Annotated in this window: 20 protein-coding genes and 1 riboswitch; of the genes, 2 read left to right on the top strand and 18 right to left on the bottom strand. The window is 60.6% G+C overall.

The window, feature by feature from the left end:
• Positions 1–34: 34 nt before the first annotated feature.
• The 9 genes from ACZ46D_RS00400 to ACZ46D_RS00360 form a co-directional block, all read right to left on the bottom strand.
• Positions 35–2038, bottom strand: coding sequence for a proton-conducting transporter transmembrane domain-containing protein (locus tag ACZ46D_RS00400; protein WP_464928063.1), 2004 nt, complete (start codon positions 2036–2038; stop codon positions 35–37).
• 73 nt (positions 2039–2111) lie between these two features.
• On the bottom strand, positions 2112–2864 hold the full coding sequence (locus tag ACZ46D_RS00395) for an NADH-quinone oxidoreductase subunit B family protein (protein WP_464928062.1): 753 nt from the start codon (positions 2862–2864) through the stop codon (positions 2112–2114).
• A gap of 60 nt (positions 2865–2924) precedes the next feature.
• On the bottom strand, positions 2925–4454 hold the full coding sequence (locus ACZ46D_RS00390) for a hydrogenase large subunit (RefSeq protein WP_464928061.1): 1530 nt from the start codon (positions 4452–4454) through the stop codon (positions 2925–2927).
• Complete coding sequence (locus tag ACZ46D_RS00385) at positions 4451–5893, bottom strand: proton-conducting transporter transmembrane domain-containing protein (protein WP_464928060.1); 1443 nt, start codon at positions 5891–5893, stop codon at positions 4451–4453. Before ACZ46D_RS00385 ends, ACZ46D_RS00390 begins: the two co-directional genes overlap by 4 nt.
• Before the next feature lies 1 nt (position 5894).
• Positions 5895–6539 (bottom strand): hydrogenase, encoded by a 645-nt coding sequence (locus tag ACZ46D_RS00380; RefSeq protein ID WP_464928059.1) that lies wholly within the window; start codon positions 6537–6539, stop codon positions 5895–5897.
• A 7-nt stretch (positions 6540–6546) separates the two neighbouring features.
• Positions 6547–7455, bottom strand: coding sequence for a respiratory chain complex I subunit 1 family protein (locus ACZ46D_RS00375; protein ID WP_464929238.1), 909 nt, complete (start codon positions 7453–7455; stop codon positions 6547–6549).
• 331 nt (positions 7456–7786) lie between these two features.
• On the bottom strand, positions 7787–9772 hold the full coding sequence (locus ACZ46D_RS00370) for a proton-conducting transporter transmembrane domain-containing protein (protein WP_464928058.1): 1986 nt from the start codon (positions 9770–9772) through the stop codon (positions 7787–7789).
• Positions 9769–10455: a helix-turn-helix domain-containing protein gene (locus tag ACZ46D_RS00365; RefSeq protein ID WP_464928057.1), complete on the bottom strand. Its 687-nt coding sequence runs from the start codon at positions 10453–10455 to the stop codon at positions 9769–9771. Before ACZ46D_RS00365 ends, ACZ46D_RS00370 begins: the two co-directional genes overlap by 4 nt.
• A 322-nt stretch (positions 10456–10777) precedes the next feature.
• The gene (locus tag ACZ46D_RS00360; protein WP_464928056.1) at positions 10778–12892 is read right to left on the bottom strand and encodes a peptidase U32 family protein; all 2115 of its coding nucleotides are present in this window, start codon (positions 12890–12892) and stop codon (positions 10778–10780) included.
• Between the two features lie 273 nt (positions 12893–13165).
• Between ACZ46D_RS00360 and ACZ46D_RS00355 the strand changes: the two genes are divergently transcribed.
• A complete protein-coding gene (locus tag ACZ46D_RS00355) occupies positions 13166–13666 on the top strand; it encodes a cytochrome c3 family protein (protein ID WP_464928055.1) in 501 nt (166 codons plus the stop codon).
• A gap of 24 nt (positions 13667–13690) precedes the next feature.
• On the opposite strand, the gene ACZ46D_RS00350 is transcribed toward ACZ46D_RS00355, so the two are convergent.
• A complete protein-coding gene (locus ACZ46D_RS00350) occupies positions 13691–14212 on the bottom strand; it encodes a hypothetical protein (protein ID WP_464928054.1) in 522 nt (173 codons plus the stop codon).
• Between the two features lie 235 nt (positions 14213–14447).
• Positions 14448–15014 carry a hypothetical protein gene (locus ACZ46D_RS00345; RefSeq protein WP_464928053.1) on the bottom strand — a complete coding sequence of 189 codons (567 nt, stop codon included), beginning with the start codon at positions 15012–15014 and terminating at the stop codon, positions 14448–14450.
• A gap of 87 nt (positions 15015–15101) precedes the next feature.
• On the opposite strand from ACZ46D_RS00345, the gene ACZ46D_RS00340 reads away from it, so the two are divergent.
• Positions 15102–15944: a rhomboid family intramembrane serine protease gene (locus tag ACZ46D_RS00340; protein WP_464928052.1), complete on the top strand. Its 843-nt coding sequence runs from the start codon at positions 15102–15104 to the stop codon at positions 15942–15944.
• Here the strand turns inward: ACZ46D_RS00340 and ACZ46D_RS00335 are convergent.
• The 7 genes from ACZ46D_RS00335 to ACZ46D_RS00305 form a co-directional block, all read right to left on the bottom strand.
• Positions 15929–17545 carry an FAD-dependent oxidoreductase gene (locus ACZ46D_RS00335; RefSeq protein ID WP_464928051.1) on the bottom strand — a complete coding sequence of 539 codons (1617 nt, stop codon included), beginning with the start codon at positions 17543–17545 and terminating at the stop codon, positions 15929–15931. The genes ACZ46D_RS00340 and ACZ46D_RS00335 overlap by 16 nt on opposite strands.
• A 53-nt stretch (positions 17546–17598) precedes the next feature.
• Entirely contained in the window at positions 17599–18141 is a 543-nt protein-coding gene (locus ACZ46D_RS00330) for a SelL-related redox protein (protein ID WP_464928050.1), read from the bottom strand.
• Positions 18142–18249: 108 nt separating this feature from the next.
• The gene (gene sbtA / locus ACZ46D_RS00325) at positions 18250–18516 is read right to left on the bottom strand and encodes an SbtA family thio(seleno)oxazole RiPP natural product precursor (protein WP_464928049.1); all 267 of its coding nucleotides are present in this window, start codon (positions 18514–18516) and stop codon (positions 18250–18252) included.
• 166 nt (positions 18517–18682) lie between these two features.
• Positions 18683–19423 carry an endonuclease/exonuclease/phosphatase family protein gene (locus tag ACZ46D_RS00320; protein ID WP_464928048.1) on the bottom strand — a complete coding sequence of 247 codons (741 nt, stop codon included), beginning with the start codon at positions 19421–19423 and terminating at the stop codon, positions 18683–18685.
• 2 nt (positions 19424–19425) lie between these two features.
• Positions 19426–21030, bottom strand: coding sequence for a thio(seleno)oxazole modification radical SAM maturase SbtM (sbtM, locus tag ACZ46D_RS00315; RefSeq protein WP_464928047.1), 1605 nt, complete (start codon positions 21028–21030; stop codon positions 19426–19428).
• Positions 21031–21225: 195 nt separating this feature from the next.
• Positions 21226–21304: riboswitch (cyclic di-GMP riboswitch) on the top strand.
• 272 nt (positions 21305–21576) lie between these two features.
• Complete coding sequence (locus tag ACZ46D_RS00310; RefSeq protein ID WP_464928046.1) at positions 21577–22416, bottom strand: ribonuclease H-like domain-containing protein; 840 nt, start codon at positions 22414–22416, stop codon at positions 21577–21579.
• An 8-nt stretch (positions 22417–22424) separates the two neighbouring features.
• Positions 22425–23162 carry a SagB/ThcOx family dehydrogenase gene (locus tag ACZ46D_RS00305; RefSeq protein ID WP_464928045.1) on the bottom strand — a complete coding sequence of 246 codons (738 nt, stop codon included), beginning with the start codon at positions 23160–23162 and terminating at the stop codon, positions 22425–22427.
• Positions 23163–23172 lie beyond the last annotated feature (10 nt).

Below are 23172 nucleotides of genomic sequence, written 5' to 3'. Positions count from 1 at the left end.
AATGCCGTCCCAAAAGGATTATTGACGGTCAAGCCTACAACCACAACAGCAGCAGGCAGAGGGTCAGAGCGGTATAGAGGAGATAAATGCCGATCCAACCCTGGTGAAGAAAGGCGCGGACCGCAAAGGCGGTTCGGGATAAGGCCCGGCAGGTCGGATGGATCAGACGGTCCAGAATCAGATCCGGGGTGTGGGCGACAAGACTGGCCACGGCAGGGAAAAACCCAATGGCCCGGCCGCCGGCGATGTCGCTCCACAACCCCCAACGGAAAAGGCTGACCAGCATCTCCGCAAAGGAAACAGCCGTATATTGCATGCGGGGGGTCCCCTCCCGGTAGCCGCAGCCCCAGGTAGCTGGTCGCTTTTCGCGGCAGGGCTCAGGGAAAGACCTCTGCCGGAAGAAGAATCCGGCAGAGATAGCCAACAGCAGGAAGGCGCAGAGACTGAGCCAATACACCGGCGCCAGAGAGCCGATCAACATGCTCTCCGGACTCCCGGCCGGAGAGAGGGTTGCAACCGTTGTGCCCAGCCAGGCACCAACAGCCCGCTGCAACAGAGGGACAATCGTCCAGGGCGCCAGGCCGATGATCAGGCAGCAGAACAACAGGATGCCCATGGGCAGGAGCATGCTGCCCGGCGCCTCGCCAGGCACCACCGGCAATTGACGTCGCGCAGTGCCCAAAAAGGTGACGCCAAAGACCTTGATAAAGCAGGCCACGGCCAGCGCGCCGGTCATGGCCAGGGCCGGAGCGGCCAGAATCGTCAGGGAAAGCGGAAAGGGGACGCCTTGGGCCTGGCTGTGCAGCAGGCCCAAGTAGATGAGCCATTCGCTGACAAAGCCGTTGAGCGGCGGCAGCCCGCAAATAGCCACGGCCCCGCCGAGGAAGAAAAAGGCGGTGCGCGGCATCGAGCGCAGCAACCCACCGTAACGGTCTAGTTCTCTGGTGCCGGTGGCCTGGATCACTGCCCCGGCCCCGAGAAAGAGCAGGGATTTGAAAAGGCCGTGGTTGACCACATGGAGCAGAGCCCCGGCCAGGCCGAGGACGACCAGGGCTGGGTTGTGGAAGGTTTTTCCCAGCAGGGCGCAGCCCAGGCCGATCAGGATGATGCCGATATTCTCCACACTGTGATAGGCGAGCAGCCGCTTGATGTCATGCTGGGCCAGGGCAAAGACCACGCCCATGATGGCCGAAACCACCCCGAGGACGAGAATACTCCCGCCCCACCAGGCCGGCTGGCCGGTATAGAAACTTGCCACCCGGACCAATCCGTAAATCCCCATCTTGATCACCACCCCGCTCATGAGGGCGGAAACATGGCTGGGCGCGGCGGCATGCGCCCCAGGCAGCCAGATATGCAGGGGCATGATCCCGGCCTTGAGACCGAAACCGAACAGGGCCAGAAGGAAAATCGCCCCGGCCTGAAAAGTGGCGCCGTCAAGGGTGGCGGCCAGGGGAAAATCGAAATTGCCGGTGGGACCGGCCAGAAGAATGAACATGGCAAAAAGTGCCAGGGTGCCGGTGTGGGTGGCGGCAAGATAGACATAGGCAGCCCGACGGGCCTCTTCTTCTTTCTGCTCGGTAAGGATCAGCAAAAAGCTGCCGATGGCCATGACCTCCCAGGCTATGAGGAAGAGAATACCGTTGCGGCTGACCGGCAAAAGAACAATGGCCGCGCCCAACATGCCGTAAAAGAGCCGGAGCCTGCCCGCCGCCACGCCGTGCCGGACCTGGGGAAAGTAGCCGAGCCCGTAAACACCGCCCAGGCCGAGGATGAGCAGGGCAGGCAGCAGGAAGAGCGCGGCCAGGCCGTCCAGTTCAATGAGAAAATTGCCGCCGGGGATGGCCCATGGTACCGCCAGCACGGGCGCGGGAGTTTGCCAGGCCCCGGCCAGCGAGGCACCAAGGCCGAGAGCCGCGCCGGTCAGCAGAAGGACAACGGAGAGGATTTCCCCGCTCTTTGCCCACCGACCCCAAGCCAGGGCGGGTAGCCCGGAGCAGAAGATCAGGCTTACGGCGGCAAGGTAGAGCTCAGCCAATGTCCCATCCTCCCTCTCTTTGATTCATGCGTTATAGAGCCACGACAGACAAAGAACCTGCGAAATCTTCCCCCTATCTCCTGCCAAGCAAGCGCAACAACCCATCCAGAATGGTGTAGGGATGCGGCGGACAACCCGGGATATAGAGATCCACCGGCAACAGGGGATCAAGCCCCGGGCTCACCTCGCTGCTATGCAGAAATGGCCCGCCATTGATGCCACAGGCCCCGACCGCGATGACGATCTTCGGCGCCGGCATCGCCTCATAGGTGGCCAGCACCGCGCTGCGCATGTTTTCCGTGACCGGCCCGGTCAGCAGAAGGCCATCCGCGTGGCGGGGGGAGGCGACAAACTGGATACCAAAACGGCCCAGGTCGAAAACCAGGGTGCCGAGCACGTTGCAATCCGCCTCGCAACCGTTGCAACCGCCGGCGGAAACCTGGCGCAATTTGAGGGAGCGGCCAAAGAGCTTCAGCCGCGCAGGCTCAAGCGGTTGCGCCAGGGAATATTCCCCGCCGCTGTACAGCAGATCCTGCCGCTGCCGAACGGCAAGGCGGTAGTCGTTGCCAAAGGTGATCCGGCCCTGGGGACAGGCCGGACAATCGGCGCAGAACAGGCAGCGTCCCAGATCAAGAACCAGCCTGCCGTCCACCTGCTTGCAGGCTCCGTAGGGACACAGCGCCTCGCAGGCTTTGCCGCAGTCGGCCGGACAATCCCCGCCGAACTTGGGCAGCCCCCGAAAGCGCGGGGGCAGGATAGGCTCCTCCCTCGGGAATTTTCCCGTTCTGAATCCCTGACGCCACCGTTCTCGTATCATCTGCAGCATATTCTTTTGCCCTCAAATTCTCTCACACGCATGATCCATTCGCGCTCTGGATTCGAACCGCTATAGGTCAAACCCGCAGTAGGAGAGGTTAAAACTCTTGTTGCACAGGGGGAAATCCGAAATCTGCTCATCGCGCATCGCCATACCCAACCCGCTCCAGTTATGGAAGGAGGGGTCAACAATCTTGTAGCGCCGCAAACGGCCATCGTTGTCGGTGAGACCGACGTGGAGCACCTCACCCCGCCAGCCTTCCACCAGGGCAATTGCCAGGGCATTGCCCTTGAGCGGCCCGACCACCGCCCTGATGGGACCTTCCGGCAGATCGCCCATGATCCGCCGGAGCAGCTCGATGGAGACGCTGATCTCCCGGCTGCGCACCTTGGCCCTGGCCATGGCATCGCCGGTTTCCTCGGTGATCAGATCATCAAACAAATGGCGATAGACCCCGGTCGGATGGAAAAAGCGGCTATCGCGGGGCACTGCGCAGGCTTTGGCCGCCACCCCGACCAGACCAAGATCCTCGGCCACCGAGCGGGACAGGCGACCTCTCCCTTCAAACCGGCTCAAAACCGAGGGCGCATCAAAAAAGAGCTCCAGGGCGCCCAGGGTGTTGCCCTCGATACCCTTGAGCCGGGCCAGCATTTCTTCGGCCAGGGGCGGAGCAAGATCAAAGAGCACCCCACCCGGCCGCACCAGCCCTCGGCCGAAACGGCTGCCGCACAGGGCGGCGGTGAGGTTGAGGTAGTCGCCGCGCAACCGGCCGCAATAGGAGAAGGTGGGCAGAAAGCCGACATCGCCGGCCAGGGCGCCGATATCCCCCACATGGTTGGCCAGCCGCTCCAGTTCCAGGGCCACGGCGCGGATGGCCTGGGCCTGGGCCGGAACCTCGCAGCCGCTTAAGGCCTCAAGCACCTGGCAGTGGGCCAACCCATGGCCGATGGAGGTATCGCCGGCAATGGTTTCCATCTGCGCCATGGTGGACGGATGGGGGCCGTTCAACACCATCCGTTCAATATCCCGATGCTGGTAGCCAAGGGAGATTTCAAGATGCATTACCTTCTCGCCGTAGCACTGGAAACGGAAATGACCCGGCTCGATGATGCCGGCATGGACCGGACCAACCGCCACCTCATGCACCCCTTCCCCGTCCACCCGGTAAAACTCCATTTCACCGCTGCGGGGGTGCTGATCCGCCGGACGATTCCAGGCATCGCGCCCGGCCCGCCAAGCGCTGTGAAAACGGAGCGGTTTGAGCCAGGGATGCCCTTCCGGCACCACCCCGTACTGCTCGGCAATCTCCCTTTCAAAGAGATGCATCTGCGGGCAATTCGGGGTCAGGGAGGGAAACCGCTCGGTGATGCGGGTCCGGTACACGGCGACACAGGCGTTGCGATCCCGGGCGATAAGGGCGAAAAGCTCCAGTTCCCTGCCCTCTTCCGCAACGGGCACGCCAAAACAGGCCACCACCCTGCCCTGTTTCCGTACCTCGGCCAACAGGCAGTCGCTGAAATCGGCAAAATCGAGGGTCTCCACCAACTCAAGGCCAATGGCCTCGCCGTTTTTCAAAAGTTGCGGATTCAGATTCTTCATGGCTTCACCTCCAGCAGTGCCGCCGCTTCGGCAAAGAGCTTCCTGGCTGGCTCGGGCAGGTAGAGCCCCAGGAGAAGAATGATGAGGAGCAGGACCAGCGGGGTACCGGTGGTCATGATGGTCTCACGGTAATTGGTATCTCCTTTCCGTTCCAAAGGCGTGCCGAAAACGATCGAGAGCACCGTGCTGCCCATGCCGATAAAAATGACGGCCAGAAAGAAGAGGAACAACCCGCCGGTCAGATAATAACCGCCGGTGAAGATGCCCCGGAGGATGGTGAACTCACTGATAAACGGGGCAAAAGGCGGCGAGCCGGTAATCGCCAAAAAGCCGAGAAGAAAAAGGCTGGCGGAAACCGGCACCAGGGTGATGGCGCCCTGGACCTCGCCCACCCGCTTGCTGGCGAATCGGCGATGGATGTTGCCTGCGGCCAAAAAGAGCACGCCCTTGGTCAGGGCATTGTTCATCAGATGCAGCATGGCGCCGAAGGTGGCCACCCCGCCGACGGCAACGCCGATAGCGAGAATACCCATGTGCTCGACACTGGAATAGGCGAGAAGCCGCTTGAAATCAGGCTGCCTGATAACAAATACCGCGGCAAAGCCGAGGGAGATAAGGCCCATGGCCAGGAAGGCCTCGCGGGCCATGGCCCCGTCGCCTGCGGCATCCATGATCTGCAGGGTGCGCAGCAAGGCCAAAAAGGCCACGCTGGTGAGTCCGCCGGCCAAAAGCGCGCCGACCAGGCCGGGCGCTTCGCCATAGGCGTCCGGTTTCCAGGTGTGCAGGGGGGCAAAGCCGGCCTTGGTGCCGAAACCGACGAGCAGAAAGACAAAACCGGCCCTGAGCCACGGCCTGGAGTAGTTTGCGGCGCCATGCAGGATGTCGTCAAACTGCAGACTGACATGTACGCCTCCGGCCAGGGCTGCGTAGGCGACAAAAAGGATACCGAGCATAGCCAGGGCAATGCCCACGGAGCAAAGAATCAGGTATTTCCAGGTCGCCTCAATGGAGAGGCGGTTGCGATTGTAATAGATCAGCGGGGCGCTGGCCACGGTGGTCGCCTCCACCGCCACCCAGAGAAGACCGAGATGCCGGGCAACCGCCGCCAGGCTCATGGCGGAAAGAAAAAGGAGCAGACAGCTGACAAAGATCCTGTTGCCCCAGGCGATACGGTAGCGCAGGTAACCCAAGGCATAAATCGAACACCCGCAGAAAAGCAGGCTGACGATGAGCAGAATGAGGCGGCTGAACGGATCGACAGCGATCCAGTTCCCGGCCATGGACAAGGAGGCGCCCTGCCCGCCCTGAATGACGAAGAAGGTCAACACCAGATGCGCCAGGCCGCAGACCGGCAGCAACAGCGGGCGGAAGCGGTCCGAAGGGAGCAAGAAGGCGGCAAGGCCGCAACAGAGGGGCAGAAGGAGAAGCGCGACTATCATGTTATTCCCTCAAGGAAGAAAGCTGACCGGTGTTCATGGTGGAAAATTCCCGGTTGATCTGGTGCATGACAATCCCCATGACAAAAACCGCGACCAGCAGATCGAGGAGCACTCCGGCCTCCACCATGAGGGGCATGGCCTCGGCCAGGAGCATGCCGAAGATGAAAACCCCGTTTTCAAAAATCAGGTAGCCGAGGGCCTGGGTGATGGCCTTGCGCCGGGTGATGAGCATGAGAAACCCGGTGGCCAGGGTGGCCAGGCCAACAGGGATAAAAAGCGAGCCGCGATGCGCCTCGATGAGCGGCAGCCGGTCGCTGAAGATAAACGCGCCGGCCGTGGCCAGGGTGCCGAGGAGCAGGGTCGGAACATAGCCGATCAACGGCTCCATTTCCCTTTTGATATGCACCTGGCGGATGGCTCTTAAAAGCAGAAAAGGAATGGCAAGCCCCTTGAGCAGAAAAGCCCCGCCGGCCAAAATCAGGGAATGGCCGGAAAACCCATGGAGAAAAAGAGGCAGCAGCGAGAGGATACCGCCTTGGATGGCCACGGTCCGGATGCAGGCATTCAAGCGACTGCTCCCCAGAAGAAAGAAGTTAAACAGAATGACCAACAACAGCAGAAGATTGGCCGGATTGTAGTTATCCATTATTCCCTTACCTCAAGAGCAGAATCAGCGAGAAAAAAGAAAGCAGCATGGTGCCGACCAGCAGTTGGGGCACCCGCAACAGCCGCAGCCGCGCCATGGTGGATTCGACCACCCCGATGACCACGGCCAGAAGCAGCATCCCGCCGACGAACAGCAGGGTATCGAACAACACATTCCCGGTTGAGCCGGGAAACACGAGGCGGACAACCAGCGCGCCCAGGACAAAGAGCTTCATGGCGGCGCCATAAAGAATCATCCCGAAATCCGGGCCGCTGTGATCGAGCACCATCACCTCATGGATCATGGTCAGTTCCAGATGGGTATTGGGGTCGTCGAAGGGGATGCGGCAATTTTCCACCAGGACCACGACAAACAGGCAGGCCAGGACCAGAATCAGGGAGGGTCCGGCGCTCTGCCAACCCGCATTCAGGGCTTGGCCGAACATGGCGTCCAGGGAAAGGGAGCCGGAAAGCCGGGCCAAAACGATGAAGCAGAAGAAAACCGTCGGCTCGGCCAGACAGGAAAAAGTGACCTCGCGAGCCGCGCCCATGCCCTCAAAGGAGGAGCCGGTGTCCAGGGCGGCGCTGGCCGTGAAAAAACGGGACAGCCCAAAAAGATAGACAAAGAAGATCAGGTCGCCGGCAAAGGAAAGGGGCGCGCCGATGGCGCCAAAGGGAACCAGGAGCGCGGCAAGTACCGGCACGGCAAGGCCGAGCACCGGCCCCGCCCGAAAAACCCAGGTGGTGGTTCGGCTGATGACCAGGCCCTTGCCGAACAGTTTCCAGATATCGTAATAGGACTGCAAAAACGGGGGGCCAGTCCGCCCGGCAAAAAGGGCCTTGGTCTTGCCGATCACCCCGGGCAACAGGGGGGAAAGGCCGAAGAGCAGGAGAAGGTGCAGGAACAGTTCGAGCATCACGGTTCTCTCTTTAGAAGTGCGGAATGCAAAATTAACAATGACGCGATGATACCATGAGTTGGAGCGGCGCAAGCCGCTCCTCTGTTTTTCCCATTGTCACGCCGCCGAGCACCGGAGAGGCTGCCGAAAAAGGAGTTTGCACTGTTTGAGGCGCAGCCGAGTTTGCAAACTCCCGGCAGCATCGAGGAGCACAGGGCATCCCGCCTGCGGCGGGACAAGTGGCGGGGTGCCCTTTCTTTGGTTCGTTTCTTTGGGCAAGCAAAGAAATGAACAGGCCCGGCGTTGCCGGAATACATGGCTGATGTTCGATGGCAATCAGATTCTCTTTTCATTGTTGCCCCACCCAAAAGAGAAGCAGGATCGTGGCGCTGAAGATATAGAGCAGATACACATGCAGCTGACCTGCCTGCAGGCCGCGAAAGCCGCTGCAAACATCAGCGGCCCGCCGGAAGAAAGGCTTGAACAATCGGGCCAGCACCGGGTCCGCCGCGGCAAAGGAAAAGCGCGTCACCTCCGGAAAAAATCCGATGGTCCGGCCATCTTCGGTGGATGGCTTAAGACAGCTGCAGAACAGGGCGCTTTGGGGAAGCTCGGTATAGCTCTCCGCGCTGTAGGACATCCGGCTCGTGGGAAAGGCAAAGCCGCAGCCCCAGGTGGCGGAGGTTGGCACAAGGTCGCGCCCCTGCCGCCAGCGGAGGAAGACGTACGCCGCCAGAATACAGCCGAGCAGCAAAACCGCCATGATCCCCAGCCACCAGGGATCAAAAGCCGTGTCGACCAGCAGAGTAGCCGCAGCCGGATCAAGCAGGGTTGCGGCCCGGCTCGCCACCTGGAGCAGCAGAACCGGCATGATGCCGCCAGCCAGACAGAGCAGGGCCAAACCGGCCATGCTGCTCCACATGGGCCAACCTGCCTCATGCGCCCGGGCGGCCGCCTGGCTGCGCGGCTCCCCGGCCAGGGCGATGCCGATGATCCTGGTCATGACGATAAGCACCATCCCGCCCACCAGGGCAAGAAGACCGATGAGCACCAGGGGGAAAAAGCCGGCCAGACCGGAGAGCATGGTGCCGCTCTCAAGCAGGGCGCGGTAGATGAACCATTCGCCGATCAGGCCGTTGAAGGGCGGCAGTGCGCTGATGGCCAGGCCGCCGCAGACAATGAGCAGGCCGGTTACGGGCATGCGGCGCATGAGGCCGCCCATCCGGTTGAGATCCCGACTGCCGCTGCCGTGCATGAGCGAGCCGGCGCCCAGAAAGAGCAGGCTTTTGAACAGGGCGTGGTTCAGCAAATGGATCAGCCCCCCGGCCAGGGCAAAGGCCGCGGCCACATGATGCCCATTGGCCCGGCTCTGCATCCAAAAACCCAGGGCCAGCAGGATGAGGCCGATGTTTTCCACGGTGGAATAGGCCAGGCTCCTTTTCACATCCCGTTGCAGGGCAGCCATGGCGATGCCGAACAGGGCGCCGACAATGCCGATGGCCATCAACAGGGAGCCCCACCAGGCAGGGCCGGCAGGCAAAAAACCGGACAGCCGCAGCAGCCCGTAGATAGCGGTCTTCACCATGACCCCGCTCATGAGGGCGGAAACATGGCTGGGCGCGGCCGGATGCGCATCGGGCAGCCAGACGTGAAAGGGGAAGATGCCGGCCTTGCTGCCGAAACCGATGAGCAGCAGAAGAAAGAGCGCCGAGGCAACCGGCGTCGAAAGCTGGCCGAGCACCTGAAAGGAGCTAAACTCCAGGCTGCCGGAAAGCGCCCCGGCGGAGAGAAAAAAGGCAAAAAGAAAGGCGGCGCCGAGATGGGTGGCGAGCAGATAGGTCCACCCTGCCTCCACCGCTTCTGCCAGATCGTACTCACTGATCACCAGAAAAAAAGAGGTCAGCGACATGCACTCCCAGGCAAAGAGGAACAACAGCCCGTTGGCCGCGGTCACCACCAGGGTCATGGAGAGGATGAGCAGGTTGTACCAGGTCCAGTGCAGCCCCGGCCGAAGCCGTTCTTTGCCGCCCTTCATATATTCGGCCCCATAGAGGGCGCCGGCCAGGCCAACGACAAAAAGGATGAGCAGAAAGAAGGCGGAGAGCCCGTCCAGTCGCAGGGAAAACGCCCCGCCCGGCATGGACCAGGGGAGAAAAAATACCTCCGTCCCTCCTCCAAGCAGACTCTGCCCTGCCGCTACCAAGCCGAAAAGGCACCCGAGGATGGCGCTGCCGCTGCCGAGAAGAGTGGCCGTTCTGGCGGCACCGCGCCCCGGCAGGACTGCCAGCAACGCACCAAGGGTAAAGAGAAAAAAAGCGACAAAAAGGAGATTCATGCGGCAGGTCCCTGGTGAAAAATCATGGCTTCCTGCGCACCGATGAATTCGAGCAGTTTTTTGCGGGTCAGCTGCTCCCGAATACCGTGCAGAAAGGGAGTGGACATGGAAAGCCGCCACAGTTTACGTTCGAGGATGGCCATTTCGGTATTGTTGGCGGGCAGCACCAGAAAAAGCAGCTCGGTCTTGCGGCTGTCCAGCGCTTTGAAATCCACCGGGTATTCGAGAAAGGCGAGGATCACCATGCTCTTTTCCAGGTAAACCGGCAGGGCCGGATCGGGCCACATCCAGGCGATGCCGTCCATGGAGGAGGAGGCCACCGATTCCCGGGAGAGCAGGGAGATCTTGATCGCCTTGGCATCAAAATTCGCGGAATAGGGCTGGGCTGCGAGCAGCTCGTCAATGATCTCATCACGGTTGCTGCCGTGGATGCGATAGAGGACCGCCCCGTTTTCCAGGGCATCGACCAGGGAGAGACGGTAATCCGTCTTCCGGCGGGGCGCAGCAACGCCAGGCCTCTGGCTATCGATCCAGTCCACCACCTCGTCGGCCTTGAAGCGCCATTGCCCGCCGATCTTGACGGCAAAGGGAATCTGGTTGTCGCCCACCATGCGGTAGATGGTCTTCTCAGAAACCCCCAGCTTTTCCGCCACGCCCTTTATGGAGATAAATGTTTTATCCATTTCTGTCCAATATTGTCCAAAGATGACTAAGCCTTGGTATCCTTTAAGCTGTTGCCAGGGGGTTGTCAATATTTTTCAGAAAAACGGGAGGGGGATGGGGAAAAATTGAGGAAGAGTACGGGAACCGGCATTGTCAGGTGAGAAAATTGCAGACTCCCAAAAAGAGTCCCCTCTCCCCTTACGGGAGAGGGATAGGGTGAGGGGGAAGGTGCTGATTGAGATGCCGTTGCCAACTTCACCCACCCCCCAACCCCCTCCCGTCAAGGGAGGGGAGCCTAATGGGAAAAGCCAACCGGATATTCCCGTGCGGGGACGAGAGGATTCAGGCCAGTCCGCGCTGGTAGTTGAAGGGGGTGGTCTCCGGCAGGGGCTGATCGGTCCCAAGGGCGGCCAGCACCTGTTGTCCCTTGACGGACATGGCCCCGCAATGGCTCAGGTCAACAATGATCCGGGCGCAGCCCAGGCGTTTCAGTTCGGCAAGATGGCCCAACAGGGAGAAATCCTGCTCCGCCAGAACCTCGGTGAGGTCGTGGTGCTGGAAAACGCGGTACCCCTCGCCCCCTTCCGCCCGCAGCACCGCGCCGGGCCGCACCCCCCGGACCGGGATGCGGGAAAGCATCACCACCAGCGGGCTGTAGACCGTAATCGCCAGGGGAGGCAGCTGTTCACCCCGGCGGAAGAGTTCCTGCAGGTTTTTACGGTCGTCTTCCAGATCGGCGGTGAGTTCGGCCAGACCCAGCTCCTGCCAGGCAAGGGCGGCCTGGCTGTTCAGGGTGTAGCAGCGGAAGCCGCCCAACAGGGTTAAATCGGAGAGGCCGGCAAACAGGGGGAGATGCCCCAGGTTGTTGATCCGGAAGCGGCGAAAGCCCTGCCCGGCCAGCATCCCCACTGCCCGGCGGTATTCGTCCCACTCCGGGCCGAAGAGCATGGGGGGAATCTCCCAGATGACCCGCCCCTGCCAATCACCACGCCGGTGGTCCACCTTTTTCAAACCCGCCAGGGTCTCCGGGGTCAGCGGCAGCTCAAGCTCGGCAACCCCCGGCTCATCGAGGATACGCAGATCCTGGGGTTCCCGGCCGCGCACGGTCAGGGTTTGCGCAGAGGGTGCACTGGAAGCGGCTCCAGGCAGGAGACTGGCCAGGCCCTGCTGCCGGGCCTGGGCCAGGCTCTCTTTTTGGGCCGAACTCTTTTCCGGTACAGCCACCTGATCAAGTGTGGCCCTGCATCCCTCCGGGCTCATGGTAAAGGCAGCCTTGCCCCCCACCTTGAAAACCTTATCGCCCACCTGAAAAAAACCGCCCTTGTCGGGAATCCGCACCCGGACAAAATCCCCTGCCTTGACGACTTTCAGTTTTTTCTGCTCGATCCACAACTCCCGCACCGTAAAGCCGGTGCCGGCCTGGTCGTTCTGGGGCTGGACGCGGATTCGGTCGCCCACATGCAGCCGGTCGCTGGTTGTAAAACCGATCATGCCGCCACGCAGCGAAGTCACCTGGCCGAGATGCTTACCGAGAGTCCCTTGCTTGGCGGAATCGGCAATCGCCGCCGGGATAGAACCGGTAAGAAACCCCTTGGTCGCCTGGCGGCCAAAGGAGAGGGCCAGCTGCTCCTCGGCCTCCTGCATCGCCTGCTTGCGCCCGCTTTCCGGGGCATCCAGCACCAGCCGGTAGGCCGCCACCACCCGGGCCACATACTCGGCGCTCTTCATCCTCCCTTCGATCTTGAGGCTGATGACCCCGGCCTTGAGTAGCTGGGGCAACGAAGAAAGGGCGCAAAAATCGCTGGTGGAAAAATGGTAGCCCGGCTGTTCCCGGTTGAGATAACGGCGGCGGCAGGGCTGGGCGCAGCGGCCCCGGTTGCCGCTCATTGAGCTGACCGCAGAAGAAAACAGGCACTGGCCGGAAACGGAAAAACAGAGCGCGCCGTGGACAAAATGCTCCAGTTCGATGGTGCTCTGCTGGCGGATGGCAGCGATCTCGGCCAAGGAGAGTTCCCGGGCCAGGACCGCCCGGGTGAACCCCATCTGCTCCAGCATCTTGACCCCGGCTGCGTTGTGCACGGCCAGCTGGGTTGAGGCGTGCAGCGGCAACTGGGGGAAATGATTCTTGGCCAGCCGCCAGACCCCGAGATCCTGGATGATCAGGCCATCGATCCCGATCCCGGTCAGGTCGGCCAAAATCCCCACCAGCTGGGGCAGTTCTTTTTCCTTAATCAGGGTATTGAGGGCGATGTAGAGGCGACGGTGCTGGTGGTGGGCATGGGTGGTCATCTTCTCCACCTCGGCCAAGGTGAAATTCTTGGCCTTGGCCCGGGCAGAAAAATCCTTGAGGCCGCAGTACACGGCATCGGCCCCATTCTCCAGGGCGGCGAAAAATGACTCCAGGCTTCCCACCGGGGCCAGAAGCTCCGTTTTTCTGCTTGTTTTCTGCGGCGTCATCTTTCCTTTCCGATTAGCAAAAGCGCAACCGCGCTGTCTGCCTTATTTTTCATAGGGCGCCAGACTACCACGCCCGTCAAAGCAGGGGCAATGGAAATCGCTGGCTGCCCGACACGGCCACCCGACATCCCCACCCCAGCAACCGATGTCGCCAGACATGACCCCATGTCCTCTAGGAAAACCAACGGATTGCGAATAGGATACCATCAACAGGAGAAGGACTCTACGGGAGCCCCCCTGGAAACCAAAAAACAATCTTTAGGAGGAATGACCATGAAAAAAACAATGATTGCCCTTGCCATGATGTGCGCGGCCGGACTGAGCGTGACCATGACCGACCTGCATGCCGCAGCCACCACCCCTGCCGCCGGAAAGATCACGGCCCCGGCCCAGGATTTGGTGATCAAGGGCAAGAAACCCGCCCTGTTCAGCCATGCCAAACACACCGCCCTTGGCCTTGACTGCACCACCTGCCATCACGATGCCAAGCACCAGCCCTTAAACGAGGCGGCCATCGCCGGCCTGGGAAAAACAGAGGGACTGCAATGTGCAAGCTGCCACAACGAGAAGTTTGCCAATGCCAAACTCCAGAAACCCATGGATGTGTTCCATGCCCGGTGCAAGACCTGCCACACCACCGGGGTAAACGGCAAGAAGGGCCCCACCACCTGCACCGCCTGCCATAAAGCAGCGGCTGCTCCTGAGCAGAAGGCAGCTCCGGCCGAGGCTGCCGCTCCGGCCAAGAAAAAAGGCAAGGCCGTGGAAGGCTGCTAACAAAGGGAAAATGATGAGGAGCCGCTACCTTCTGCGCTGACGGACCTTATCAAGACATTGCGGACAGATGCCGTGGGAAAACCTGGCATCTGTCCGTTGGGAGATATACGATTCGATCTCCTTCCAGGATTCCTGCACCCCGGAATCAGCGCCCGTCGCCCTGATTTTTTTACATTCCATACAGATAGGCAGCAGCCCCTGAATGGTCTGCTGAATCTCGCTGATCATTCTGGCGTGCAGCGAAAGGCCAAAAAACACGAAGACAGCGCCCAGGAGAAAGATAATACTGACCGAAAGCATACCGAGGCTCGCCTTGCCGAGAATCACGCTCAAGGCGACCACGATGTAGCCCGCCAGAAAAACAAACATCAGCAGCCGGTTTACCTTGAGAAACCGGAGCACATACCGCTGGCTCCGCTCGGCAATGAGCGGGGTTGCCTTGAACAGCTTCCGCAACTGGAAGATGCTGACCCCGATGATCGCAGCACCGCCGACGATAAAGAGCACCGCGATGCGGGTATGCCAGTCCAGGGTCTGCCACTCCATGTTTTTCCTCCGAATCCAGTTCTCTTTGTCCCACGATCCGCCCTCATTCCGGCCCGCTTCGGCCCCGGATCAATGCGCCCCACGATACAAGCATTTTTTCCCGGTTCCATCAACAGGTTATTTCGTGACATCGTACACACAATTTCACGACATCTCGGGAAGATGCCGGCTCGGAGGCCGCCCAGCCTGGGAAACAACAACAAAGCCGGGGCAGAAAACGCCGCCCGCAAAAAAATCAGCCGATCAGCGTGCCCCGTTGCCGGAGAAACGCCAGCAGCAGTTGCTCCAGTCCATACTGTTGCTGGAGCAGGCGGCCAGCGGCCTGGTCGAGCTTCTGCATCCGAGCTGGCCCAGCACCCTGCCTGATCTGTTGGCAGTTATAGTTCAGGCAAAACATGGGCTTGAACAGGAGCAGACAGCCCCTCTCCCCGAGAAAACAGCATTCCGCATCCTCCCGCAGGATAGCAACGGGAACCCCGGCCAGGAGATTGATCAGCAACTGGGGGACATCGTTTTCCCCGGCCATGAAGCTGCTGCAACATCCGCCTCCGGCCTTGGCACCGCAGACAACGCAGAGGGCGCCCAGGTCAAGATCGGCCATGACCCGGGCCAACTCTTGCTGACCGAGCACCGCCTGGGCCAGCAACCGGGCAAACGGTTCGTCTCCGGCCAGGATCGGGGCAAGCTCGGGAGAGAGCCCTTGGGCCACACCGAGCCTGGCCTGGATGCTGCCGCCGTAAAAATCCTGCAGGGAAAAACGAGACTGCGCGCCCATCATGGTCTCCTCGAATGACTCGGCCATGCAGTCACGCTTTTTCTGGTTTTTTCAGGACAGGTATGGTTAGGTGGGGCAACGAAAAATGACCTTAACAATCGACCAAGCCGCCATATGACACCCTCTCACAAGACCTCCCAGCTCTGCCCCAACTGCCGCCGCCTCATCAGCCGGGATGAACCGAGCTGCCCCTATTGCGGCCTCAGGTCCCCGGGCTCCTGGTGGAAAAACAATGCGGCTCTCCGCCTGTTCCATGATCAGGATTTCTTTCTCACGGGCCTAAGCGGGGTCAACATCGCCCTCTTTGTCCTCTCGCTGGTGCTGAACCCCGGCGGCACGTCCCTGGGCATGAATCCCTTTGGCTTTCTTTCCCCGGACAACCGGAGCCTCCTGCTGCTGGGAGCGACCGGCACCATGCCCATCGAGGCGCTGCACCGCTGGTGGTCGCTGGTTTCCGCCAGCTACCTGCACGGCAGCCTGCTCCATCTCGTCTTCAACCTCATCGCCCTGCGGCAGATCGGCCCCCTGGTTATCCAAGAATACGGCCTGGCCCGGATGTTTTCCATCTACACCCTGGGCGGCATCGGCGGTTTTCTGCTTTCCTACCTGGCCGGGGTGCCTTTTACCATCGGCGCTTCGGCTGCGGTCTGCGCCCTGATCGGCGCGGCTCTGTATTACGGGAAAAGCCGGGGCGGCAGTTATGGCCAGCAGGTATACCAGCAGATCGGCGGCTGGGCCATGAGTATCTTCGTCTTTGGCCTGCTGGTGCCGGGGATCAACAACTGGGCCCACGGCGGCGGCATGGCGGCGGGTGCTCTCTGCGGGCTGCTCCTCGGGTATCAGGAAAACCGCCGCGAAATGCTCAGCCACCGGCTGCTTGGCGCGGCCTGCGCGATCGGCACTCTCCTGATTCTGCTCTGGGCTGTGGCAACCTCGGTGAGCTACCGCTTTTTCTGATTCGTCCAGTAGGGGTTTATCAGGTCTTCAAAGATGGCGAGCGCCGCCTCGGAGCCATGCCCGGCCGCAGTGACGATCTGCTTGAAACCGCCCTCCACATCGCCTGCCGAGTAAACCCCCGGCACCGTGGTCCGGTGGCGCTCATCCTTTTTGATATAGCCGTCCGGGGTCAACTCGGCCCCGAGGCTTCGAGCCAGTTCCACGGCCGGGGTATAACCGATGGCGATGAAAACGCCATCCACCGGCAGGGTGGACTCCTCCCCGGTTCGGTTGTTTTTAAGGCGCACCGCTTCCACCCGTGTACCGCCTAAAATCTCAACAACCTCACTGTTGAAGAGCACCGGAATGCCGGACTGCCGCAGGCTGACCACCAGCCGTTCCTGGGCGCGCAAGCTCTCCCGCCGATGTACCATGGTCACCCCAACCCCAATATTGTGCAGATGCAGGGCCTCGGTCACGGCGCTGTCGCCGCCGCCCACCAGGAGCACCTTTTTTCCCGTGAAAAGCGGGCCGTCGCAGTTCGCGCAATAGCTGATCCCGCGCCCGGCCAGCCGCTCTTCCCCCGGTGCGCCAAGCCGCTTGTTGCCGGCACCGGTGGCCAACAGCACTGCCCGCGCCTTGTAGCGGCGCCTGGTGGTGGTGACGGTGAACACCTCGCCCGGGGTAATCTCCTGCACCTCCTCGCCGGGAAAAATCTTCACATATTCCAGGGCATGGGTCACCATGATATCCACCAGGGTTTTGCCGCCCACCTGGGTGAAGCCCGGATAATTCTCCACCATGGGGGTGGTGGCGACCTGCCCGCCCAACACGCCTTTTTCCACCACCACCGCCTGCAAGCCGCTCCTGGCCGCGTAGATACCCGCGGTCAGGCCGGCAGGCCCGCCGCCGACAATGACCAGATCACAGACGATCTCCTCGGCATCGCTGTCCGGGATAAAAACCCGTTGCGGCTCCAAGGCAGCCAGGGAGGCGACAAAAAGCTCCTCCGGCTGGGCGCCCAAGCCGATCTGCTTTTCGTTGGCAAAGGTTTGGGGCACGCTCTGGGCTGCGTACTGGTCGGCCAGGTCCGGATTGGCCTGGATATCGATGATTTCCAGGGAGATAAGATCGGGCCGCGCCGCGGCAGCCCGGATGCCGTTGACCGCCGCTTGCGGGCAATAGGGGCAAGATGGGCTGACAAACACCTTGATTGCCCGAGGTGAGTCCAGCTTGGCAAGAACCTTCATGGCCTCCTTGCCCAAGCCCGGCTCCTGGTAGCCGATAATCCTGAGCGCTTCCATGAAGGTTTGCACCTCATGGCCCAAAGGCGCGCCAAGCCAACGAATCTTCAAGGCTTCCGGGGCAAAAACCAGGGTAGGCGACCGGGTGATCCCCCACTCCTTGGCCAGATCATGCCCCAGGGTATACTCCCGCAGAGACACCTTGTCGGTTATCTCGCGAATGGCGCGGATGACCTGCCTGGCCCCCTCGGCAAAGGAGTCATTTTTCCCCGGCTCGCAAAAAAGAACCAGGGGAACGGACCGGGGCATCTCCGCAAAAAATCGTTGCAACTGGGCCTGCGCATCTTCTTCCTTCAGCCGACTCTTCTGCTCCGCCATCCTTTCCTCCCCACCGCCAAATCTTTTTCCCACCACGCTATTCCGGACCTTTATTATACCCTCCGGCTTGCCCGTATCGCATCCAGAAGTTGCCCCACGGAAGGTCGATCCGCCGGCCCTTCTCCCACATGATGCAGGCGGATGATGCCGCTCGGGTCGATGAGCACGTCACCGCCACGCTGGGAGATATCGCCATGGGATTGCTGCAACTTTTGCCCGGCAATCATTGCCTTCCCATAGGCCAGCCAGGTTCTCACCCCCCAGATATCCCAGAAGGAAGCGGCAAGCATCCCGTAGCCGCGGTAGAGCTCCCGTTTTTCATCGACCAACAACGGCCAGACCAGACCGGACTCCTCCACATACTGCCGGGCAAGAAAGCCCGCTTCAAAGGTAACCACCGCGATGGCAACACCGAGTCCCGCCAGCTCTGCTTCGTGCTCCCGCAACTGCGAGAGATGGGCACGGCAGGGCAGTCAGCCGAGGTGGCGGTGAAAAACCAGCAACAGCCAAGAGCCTTTATAGTCAGCCAGATGGTGCATCTTCCCTTGACTGTCGGGAAGCGCAAACGGCACTGCGGGTTTTCCAGTCAAATCCATGGGATATCCCCCCTCAAGAATCACTCACGCCGCCAATAAAAAAAGGCAAGTCTCCCTGCCTTCTTTACAAATATTTTAGAACGCAACCTGCGTTCTATATCAGCCGCTTCAGCCGCTTTTCCCGGGTTTTTTCTTTTCTTCTTCTTTCTTCTTCTTGGCTTTTGCCGCTTCTTCTTCCGGAGTGCCTTTCTTTTCCGTCACTCCTTTTTCTTCTCCAGCCTTCGCCTTTTCCTCAGTGCTCACGGCACTGCCCTTGCTGCCGCTTCAGCCGCTGGCTGCGGTAGCCTTGGTCGCCGAAGCGGCAAGACCGACCCCGGCCAGCAGGCTGGCAATGCCAAAGCCTGCCAGAAATTTCTTCAAATCCTTTGTTTCCATAACTCCCTCCTTGCAATTGCTTGCGTATTGGGAAAACGAGGCAACCGGCGTCTTCCGGCCCTCCCTTGATCGAAAAAGCATAGGCAAACCCGATCCAGCCATGGGAATATCATCAGAAAACCCCAAGCAAAAGTCAACGAAAAAACCGGCCCGTAATAGCGGCAAACTAGAGCTGCAGATCGACAATCACGGGCAAATGATCGCTGGCAACCTTTGACACCCGAAGCCGGCAGCGTTTGCCGCCCAGCACGGTGATCGGCCCCCGGCAAAACACCTTGTCCAAGCCGGTGGTGGGGGAAAAAGAGGGATAGGTCAGGATGGCATTTTGATAGCCGACCAGATGATTGGTGGCGCAGACAAAGCCCAATGCCTCGGTGAACAGCGGGGCGAGCCGCGTCCACCAGTCATTGAAATCTCCGGCCACCACACAGGGCTGCCCCGGTTCGATTCGGGTAAACTCGGGGGTCCGCACCAATCGGCCCACCTGCTGGGGCCGCTCTTTGAAGGAAAGCCCCAGGTGCAGGTTAAAGACCGGTAGCAGCCTGGACGTATTGCCGTCGGGCAGTTCCAGCTCGGTGAACAGGCAGCCCCTGGCCTTACGCCTATCATGGGTCAAGTCAATATTGCGTTGACCGGCGATGGGATAGCGGCTCAGGGTGGCGTTGCCGTACATCCCCTTGCGCAGCTGAACATTCAACCCCACGGCATAGTAGGGATAATTGCAGAGCTCGGCCAATTCCTGGGCCAGATTCAGTTCCCGCGAACGGGGCACCCCCACGTCCACCTCCTGCAACAAAACGATATCGGCATCGTAATGGTCCAGGATCGCGGCGATACGTTCCGGGCGAAACCGCCGGTCAACCCCGATGGCCCGGTGGATATTATAAGAGAGAATCCGAAAATCCATGGCTAGTGCTCCAAAAAACAGTAAGGGTCGCGTTGGGTAAAGACATCGAGCCCGAAGCCGTGACTCACGGCAAGGCAGCCTCCGCAGGCAGGTCGCAGGCGGCACTCCCGGCAGGCTTGGCAGCCGGCCCTGTACTGCCGAGCCCCCGGGGAATCATAAATCTCCGCCAGGGATTGGTCGAAGATATTGCCAATCAGCGAAGGAAATTTCCTACAGGCATGGACCTCGCCATCGGGCAGCAAGGAAACAAAGTTAAAGGCCGCGCCGCACCCGAATCCGGCGCACCCTCCCAGCAGGGGTTCGCCTTTTTCCGCGCGGAGCACATTGAAAAAGTTATCCTTGAGGCCCATGGTTGGATTCTTCCGTGCCGCAGCGAGATAACTTTCCAAAAATCCCCGATACTCCGCAATTGGCACCGATTCCAGCAGGGAGCCCTCACCAACCATGGCCAGCCGGTTAAAAACAAAGAGATCAACCTTGTTGCGGAGCAGCTCCGCCAGGGGCAGCACCTGCGCCATATTGCCCCTGGTCAGGGTGAGCATCACCATGGAGTAGATATCCAGTTCATGCAAGAGATCAAGAAACTCCATGACCCTGGCAAAATAGCCCTTGCCCCGAATAAAGTCGTTATGCTCGGCCAGCCCCTCAAGGCTTACCTGATAGAAGACAGGCTTGGCGATGGCCAGCAGGGGCAGGAGGTGCTCTTTGGCGGTGGCATTGCCGAGAATGGCCACGGTGAACCCCCGAGCCACCGCCGCCTGGTACAGCGCAAGAAAATGTGGATAGAGCAAGGGGTTGCCGCCGGAAAAACTCACCTGCCCCCGCACGTGACTGCTTTGGCAGAAAGCCAGCAGGTCATCGAGTACAGCAAGGCCACGGGCCAGGGGCAAGGGGGCACGATCGCTCCGGTCGTAGCAATGCTTGCAATGCAGATCGCAGACTTGGGTGAGGTGCCATTGCAGGGTGAAAACCTCGGCCGCCAAAAACCGGGGCTCCACCGCCTCGGTGAGGGGAAAACTCGCTTCGTCCCTGCGGATGCGCGAGGCTGGGGCGAGAAGAATCCCCTTGTCCGCGGCCCGGTCGAGGGCGGCAAGAATGACCCCGATCGGCAATTCCCCGAGGGCGGCGGCCTGGCAGGGGTCAATCCCTTCCGCGACCAGTTTCAGGGCCAGCAGCTCCTCTTGCTCTGCCGCCTGCGCTTGGGCCTGTCCCGTTTTCTGGTCCATCCAGACCAGAATCACCTCCGGCTGCGGCACAGGCGCCAGCGCGGCATTGACCCCGTTTTCCCCCAACAGCTGCGGCAAACCACCCCAGGAAGACTCAAACAATTGCAGCGAGGGGTTTACCATGAGATGCTCCACCGCGGTGGGCAGGGCTGGACCCTCCTGACGCCTCCGGTACAGGGCCAGCTCCAACCGGGCCAGGTCAGAGAGATACTCCGGCGCTCCTTCTGGCGCGACAGCAGAAGCGGTAAGCAGATGCGCCAAAGCGGCAAGATTAGCGGCCGGGATCAGGAGGGCAAGAAACTCCTGCCACTGCGCACCACCCAACAACCTTCGGCAGACAGGAAAAATTTCTGTATGGTTGCAGACAATGGAGTCGGACATGAAAATTTCCCGCGGTTGTTGGAAACCAGACTTTTCGCCATCAGTGTACCACAGCCAGGATAAAAACCAATCCTTGATGGTCTCGCAAAAAGGGAAAGGACCCCGCTCCGCAAGCCAACACCACCGGCTACCGGGAAAAAGCGATTGACAGAAGCAGGCGGGCTGTGCCACTATGGCTTTACAGCTGAACGCTGTCTTGGAAAAAGGCAAACCCGGAGTAATCCGGGGACGCAAAGCCAACGGGTCCGCCAGCGCGGATGGCCGGGTTGCCGATAGGGGAACAATGGATTTCTTACAACCCATCTCCGGCAACAGAGATGGGTTTTTTTATGCCCCCCGGAGCAAAAAAGACAGCACCGTCGTAAAACATCCAGGTTGGGGGGGGGACCTTAACCCTGGGTGGTTTCGCTCCGTAGCGGGCGGATCACCTTACACCCACGCGCCGCACTGCCCATTGACCGTATCTTGATTCTCTGCCTTGTTACAAAGCGCGTGATGCCCCATGGAGGGAGCCCGGCAACAGCCGGGTTCCCTCCGCTTTTTTCCTCAATACCCCCGCAATCGCCCCCGTAATCGATCGATGAGTTCCAGATCCGGCAGAAATGATTTCTCCGGCAGGAGCGGCATGGGCAACCGGTGGCTTTCGGCAAACGGGGTACCCGCCAGTTTCAGGTTATAGGCCTGCACCAGCAATGACTCAAGGTTCACCGTATCTTCCACGTTGTAGGCGAGCAGGGTTTCCAGCACCCGGGGCTCCTTGGTCCGGCAGTATTCCCGCCAGAGCAGCACGGCAAAATACCCGTCCACCCCGGCCAGGTTCCCGCGATCAAGGCCCATCTGCTTCTCGCAGCCCTTGAGGCCGCCGACAAAGCCGAGTCCCTGCAGCAGGGGGCGCAGATCGAGGTGGGCCTGGGTCAACTTAAAGCCGAAATGTCGCTCGAGCATGGGGACATCAAAGGCCTTGCCGTTGTAAGTAACCAGCATTTGATAGCGCCCGATGTCCTCGGCAAAATCGGCGAGATTTTCCCCCTGCACATAGGTAAAGACCTCTTTCCCATCGTAGAGGCTGATGGTGGTGATGCAGTGGTCGGTGAAGCTCAAACCCGTGGTCTCGATGTCGAGATAGGCCACGGAATCCCGGTACAGCGGGAAGACCCGCCAACGTTGGGCCGCGGGCAGCTGCCGGAGAAATTCGTGGGGCGCCTGTTGCCCGGCCTGGGCACGGCTGCGGGCCAGATGGGTCTGAATGAGCTGTACCTTCTGAGCGGAAAGGAACTCCGGATACGGAGCTTTGAAGTCATCCCAGGTTTCCACTCCGGCCTGCCAAAGCCGCCGCTCCGTGGTCTTGCCGATTCCGGGAATATGGACAAAGGTATTGAAGAGCATCGGCTTCCCTATCCCTTCCGGCCCAGGGAGGCGAGATAGAGCACCGACTCCTCCTGGCCGTCCACCCCGAGCAGACCGTTCACCTCCTCATCGAAAAAAGCGGCGACCGGACAGCCGCCCAGGCCGAGAAAGCCCGCGGCCAGCAGCAGGTTCTGGCAGATATGCCCGGCGTCGAGCAGGATGTAACGCAACCCCCGATGCCCGTATTTGGCCATATTCCGGCGGAAGATGGCGGTCCAGATGAAATTGACCGGGGCCTGGGCCAGAAAGCCCTGTCCCAGGCAGGCTTCAGCCAGCGGTTGCCCGGGCGGCGATGAGGTCAGCCGTTCCAGCCGGAAGCCCTGCACATCAAAATGGTAGATACCGGGCGCAAGCCCCTCCACCTGTTGGATGGCCAGATAGGTCTCCATGGGGTACAGGGCTCCGGCGGAAGGCGCGGTGCGAAAAAGATAGGAACCGGCCTGGCCGGTTATGCCTTGGCTGGCCCAGAGCAGCAGGGCCAGCTCCTCCAGGGAGATGGATTCGGCGGCAAAGCTGCGCAGCGAGCGGCGTTGTTGGAGAAGCGAGAGAAAATCAGCGCCCTGCTCCGGCCAGGTCCTGGGCAGCTCCACCACCTCCGCCTCCGGGTAGGTCTTCCAGCGTTCTGTTCTCTGGATTGTGGGAGGCGTTTGCCCGTCCTTCGCTTCCCTGGCGCATTTTGTCGCCTGCAAATATCTGTGACCCAAGGATTCTTTCAATTCTGGCATACGCGCTTTC

This window comes from Thiovibrio sp. Mzg5 (assembly GCF_055379285.1).
Note: the sequence above shows the minus strand (reverse complement) of the source record. Positions and strands in the feature narration are given on the sequence as shown.

Excerpts from the sequence above, each read along its gene's own strand:
- ACZ46D_RS00395 (WP_464928062.1), bottom strand. The coding sequence starts at position 2,864 with ATGCTGCAGATGATACGAGAACGGTGGCGTCAGGGATTCAGAACGGGA.
- ACZ46D_RS00390 (WP_464928061.1), bottom strand. The coding sequence starts at position 4,454 with ATGAAGAATCTGAATCCGCAACTTTTGAAAAACGGCGAGGCCATTGGC.
- ACZ46D_RS00385 (WP_464928060.1), bottom strand. The coding sequence starts at position 5,893 with ATGATAGTCGCGCTTCTCCTTCTGCCCCTCTGTTGCGGCCTTGCCGCC.
- ACZ46D_RS00380 (WP_464928059.1), bottom strand. The coding sequence starts at position 6,539 with ATGGATAACTACAATCCGGCCAATCTTCTGCTGTTGTTGGTCATTCTG.
- ACZ46D_RS00375 (WP_464929238.1), bottom strand. The coding sequence starts at position 7,455 with ATGCTCGAACTGTTCCTGCACCTTCTCCTGCTCTTCGGCCTTTCCCCC.
- ACZ46D_RS00370 (WP_464928058.1), bottom strand. The coding sequence starts at position 9,772 with ATGAATCTCCTTTTTGTCGCTTTTTTTCTCTTTACCCTTGGTGCGTTG.
- ACZ46D_RS00365 (WP_464928057.1), bottom strand. The coding sequence starts at position 10,455 with ATGGATAAAACATTTATCTCCATAAAGGGCGTGGCGGAAAAGCTGGGG.
- ACZ46D_RS00360 (WP_464928056.1), bottom strand. The coding sequence starts at position 12,892 with ATGACGCCGCAGAAAACAAGCAGAAAAACGGAGCTTCTGGCCCCGGTG.
- ACZ46D_RS00355 (WP_464928055.1), top strand. The coding sequence starts at position 13,166 with ATGAAAAAAACAATGATTGCCCTTGCCATGATGTGCGCGGCCGGACTG.
- ACZ46D_RS00350 (WP_464928054.1), bottom strand. The coding sequence starts at position 14,212 with ATGGAGTGGCAGACCCTGGACTGGCATACCCGCATCGCGGTGCTCTTT.
- ACZ46D_RS00345 (WP_464928053.1), bottom strand. The coding sequence starts at position 15,014 with ATGGCCGAGTCATTCGAGGAGACCATGATGGGCGCGCAGTCTCGTTTT.
- ACZ46D_RS00340 (WP_464928052.1), top strand. The coding sequence starts at position 15,102 with ATGACACCCTCTCACAAGACCTCCCAGCTCTGCCCCAACTGCCGCCGC.
- ACZ46D_RS00335 (WP_464928051.1), bottom strand. The coding sequence starts at position 17,545 with ATGGCGGAGCAGAAGAGTCGGCTGAAGGAAGAAGATGCGCAGGCCCAG.
- ACZ46D_RS00320 (WP_464928048.1), bottom strand. The coding sequence starts at position 19,423 with ATGGATTTTCGGATTCTCTCTTATAATATCCACCGGGCCATCGGGGTT.
- sbtM (WP_464928047.1), bottom strand. The coding sequence starts at position 21,030 with ATGTCCGACTCCATTGTCTGCAACCATACAGAAATTTTTCCTGTCTGC.
- ACZ46D_RS00310 (WP_464928046.1), bottom strand. The coding sequence starts at position 22,416 with ATGCTCTTCAATACCTTTGTCCATATTCCCGGAATCGGCAAGACCACG.
- ACZ46D_RS00305 (WP_464928045.1), bottom strand. The coding sequence starts at position 23,162 with ATGCCAGAATTGAAAGAATCCTTGGGTCACAGATATTTGCAGGCGACA.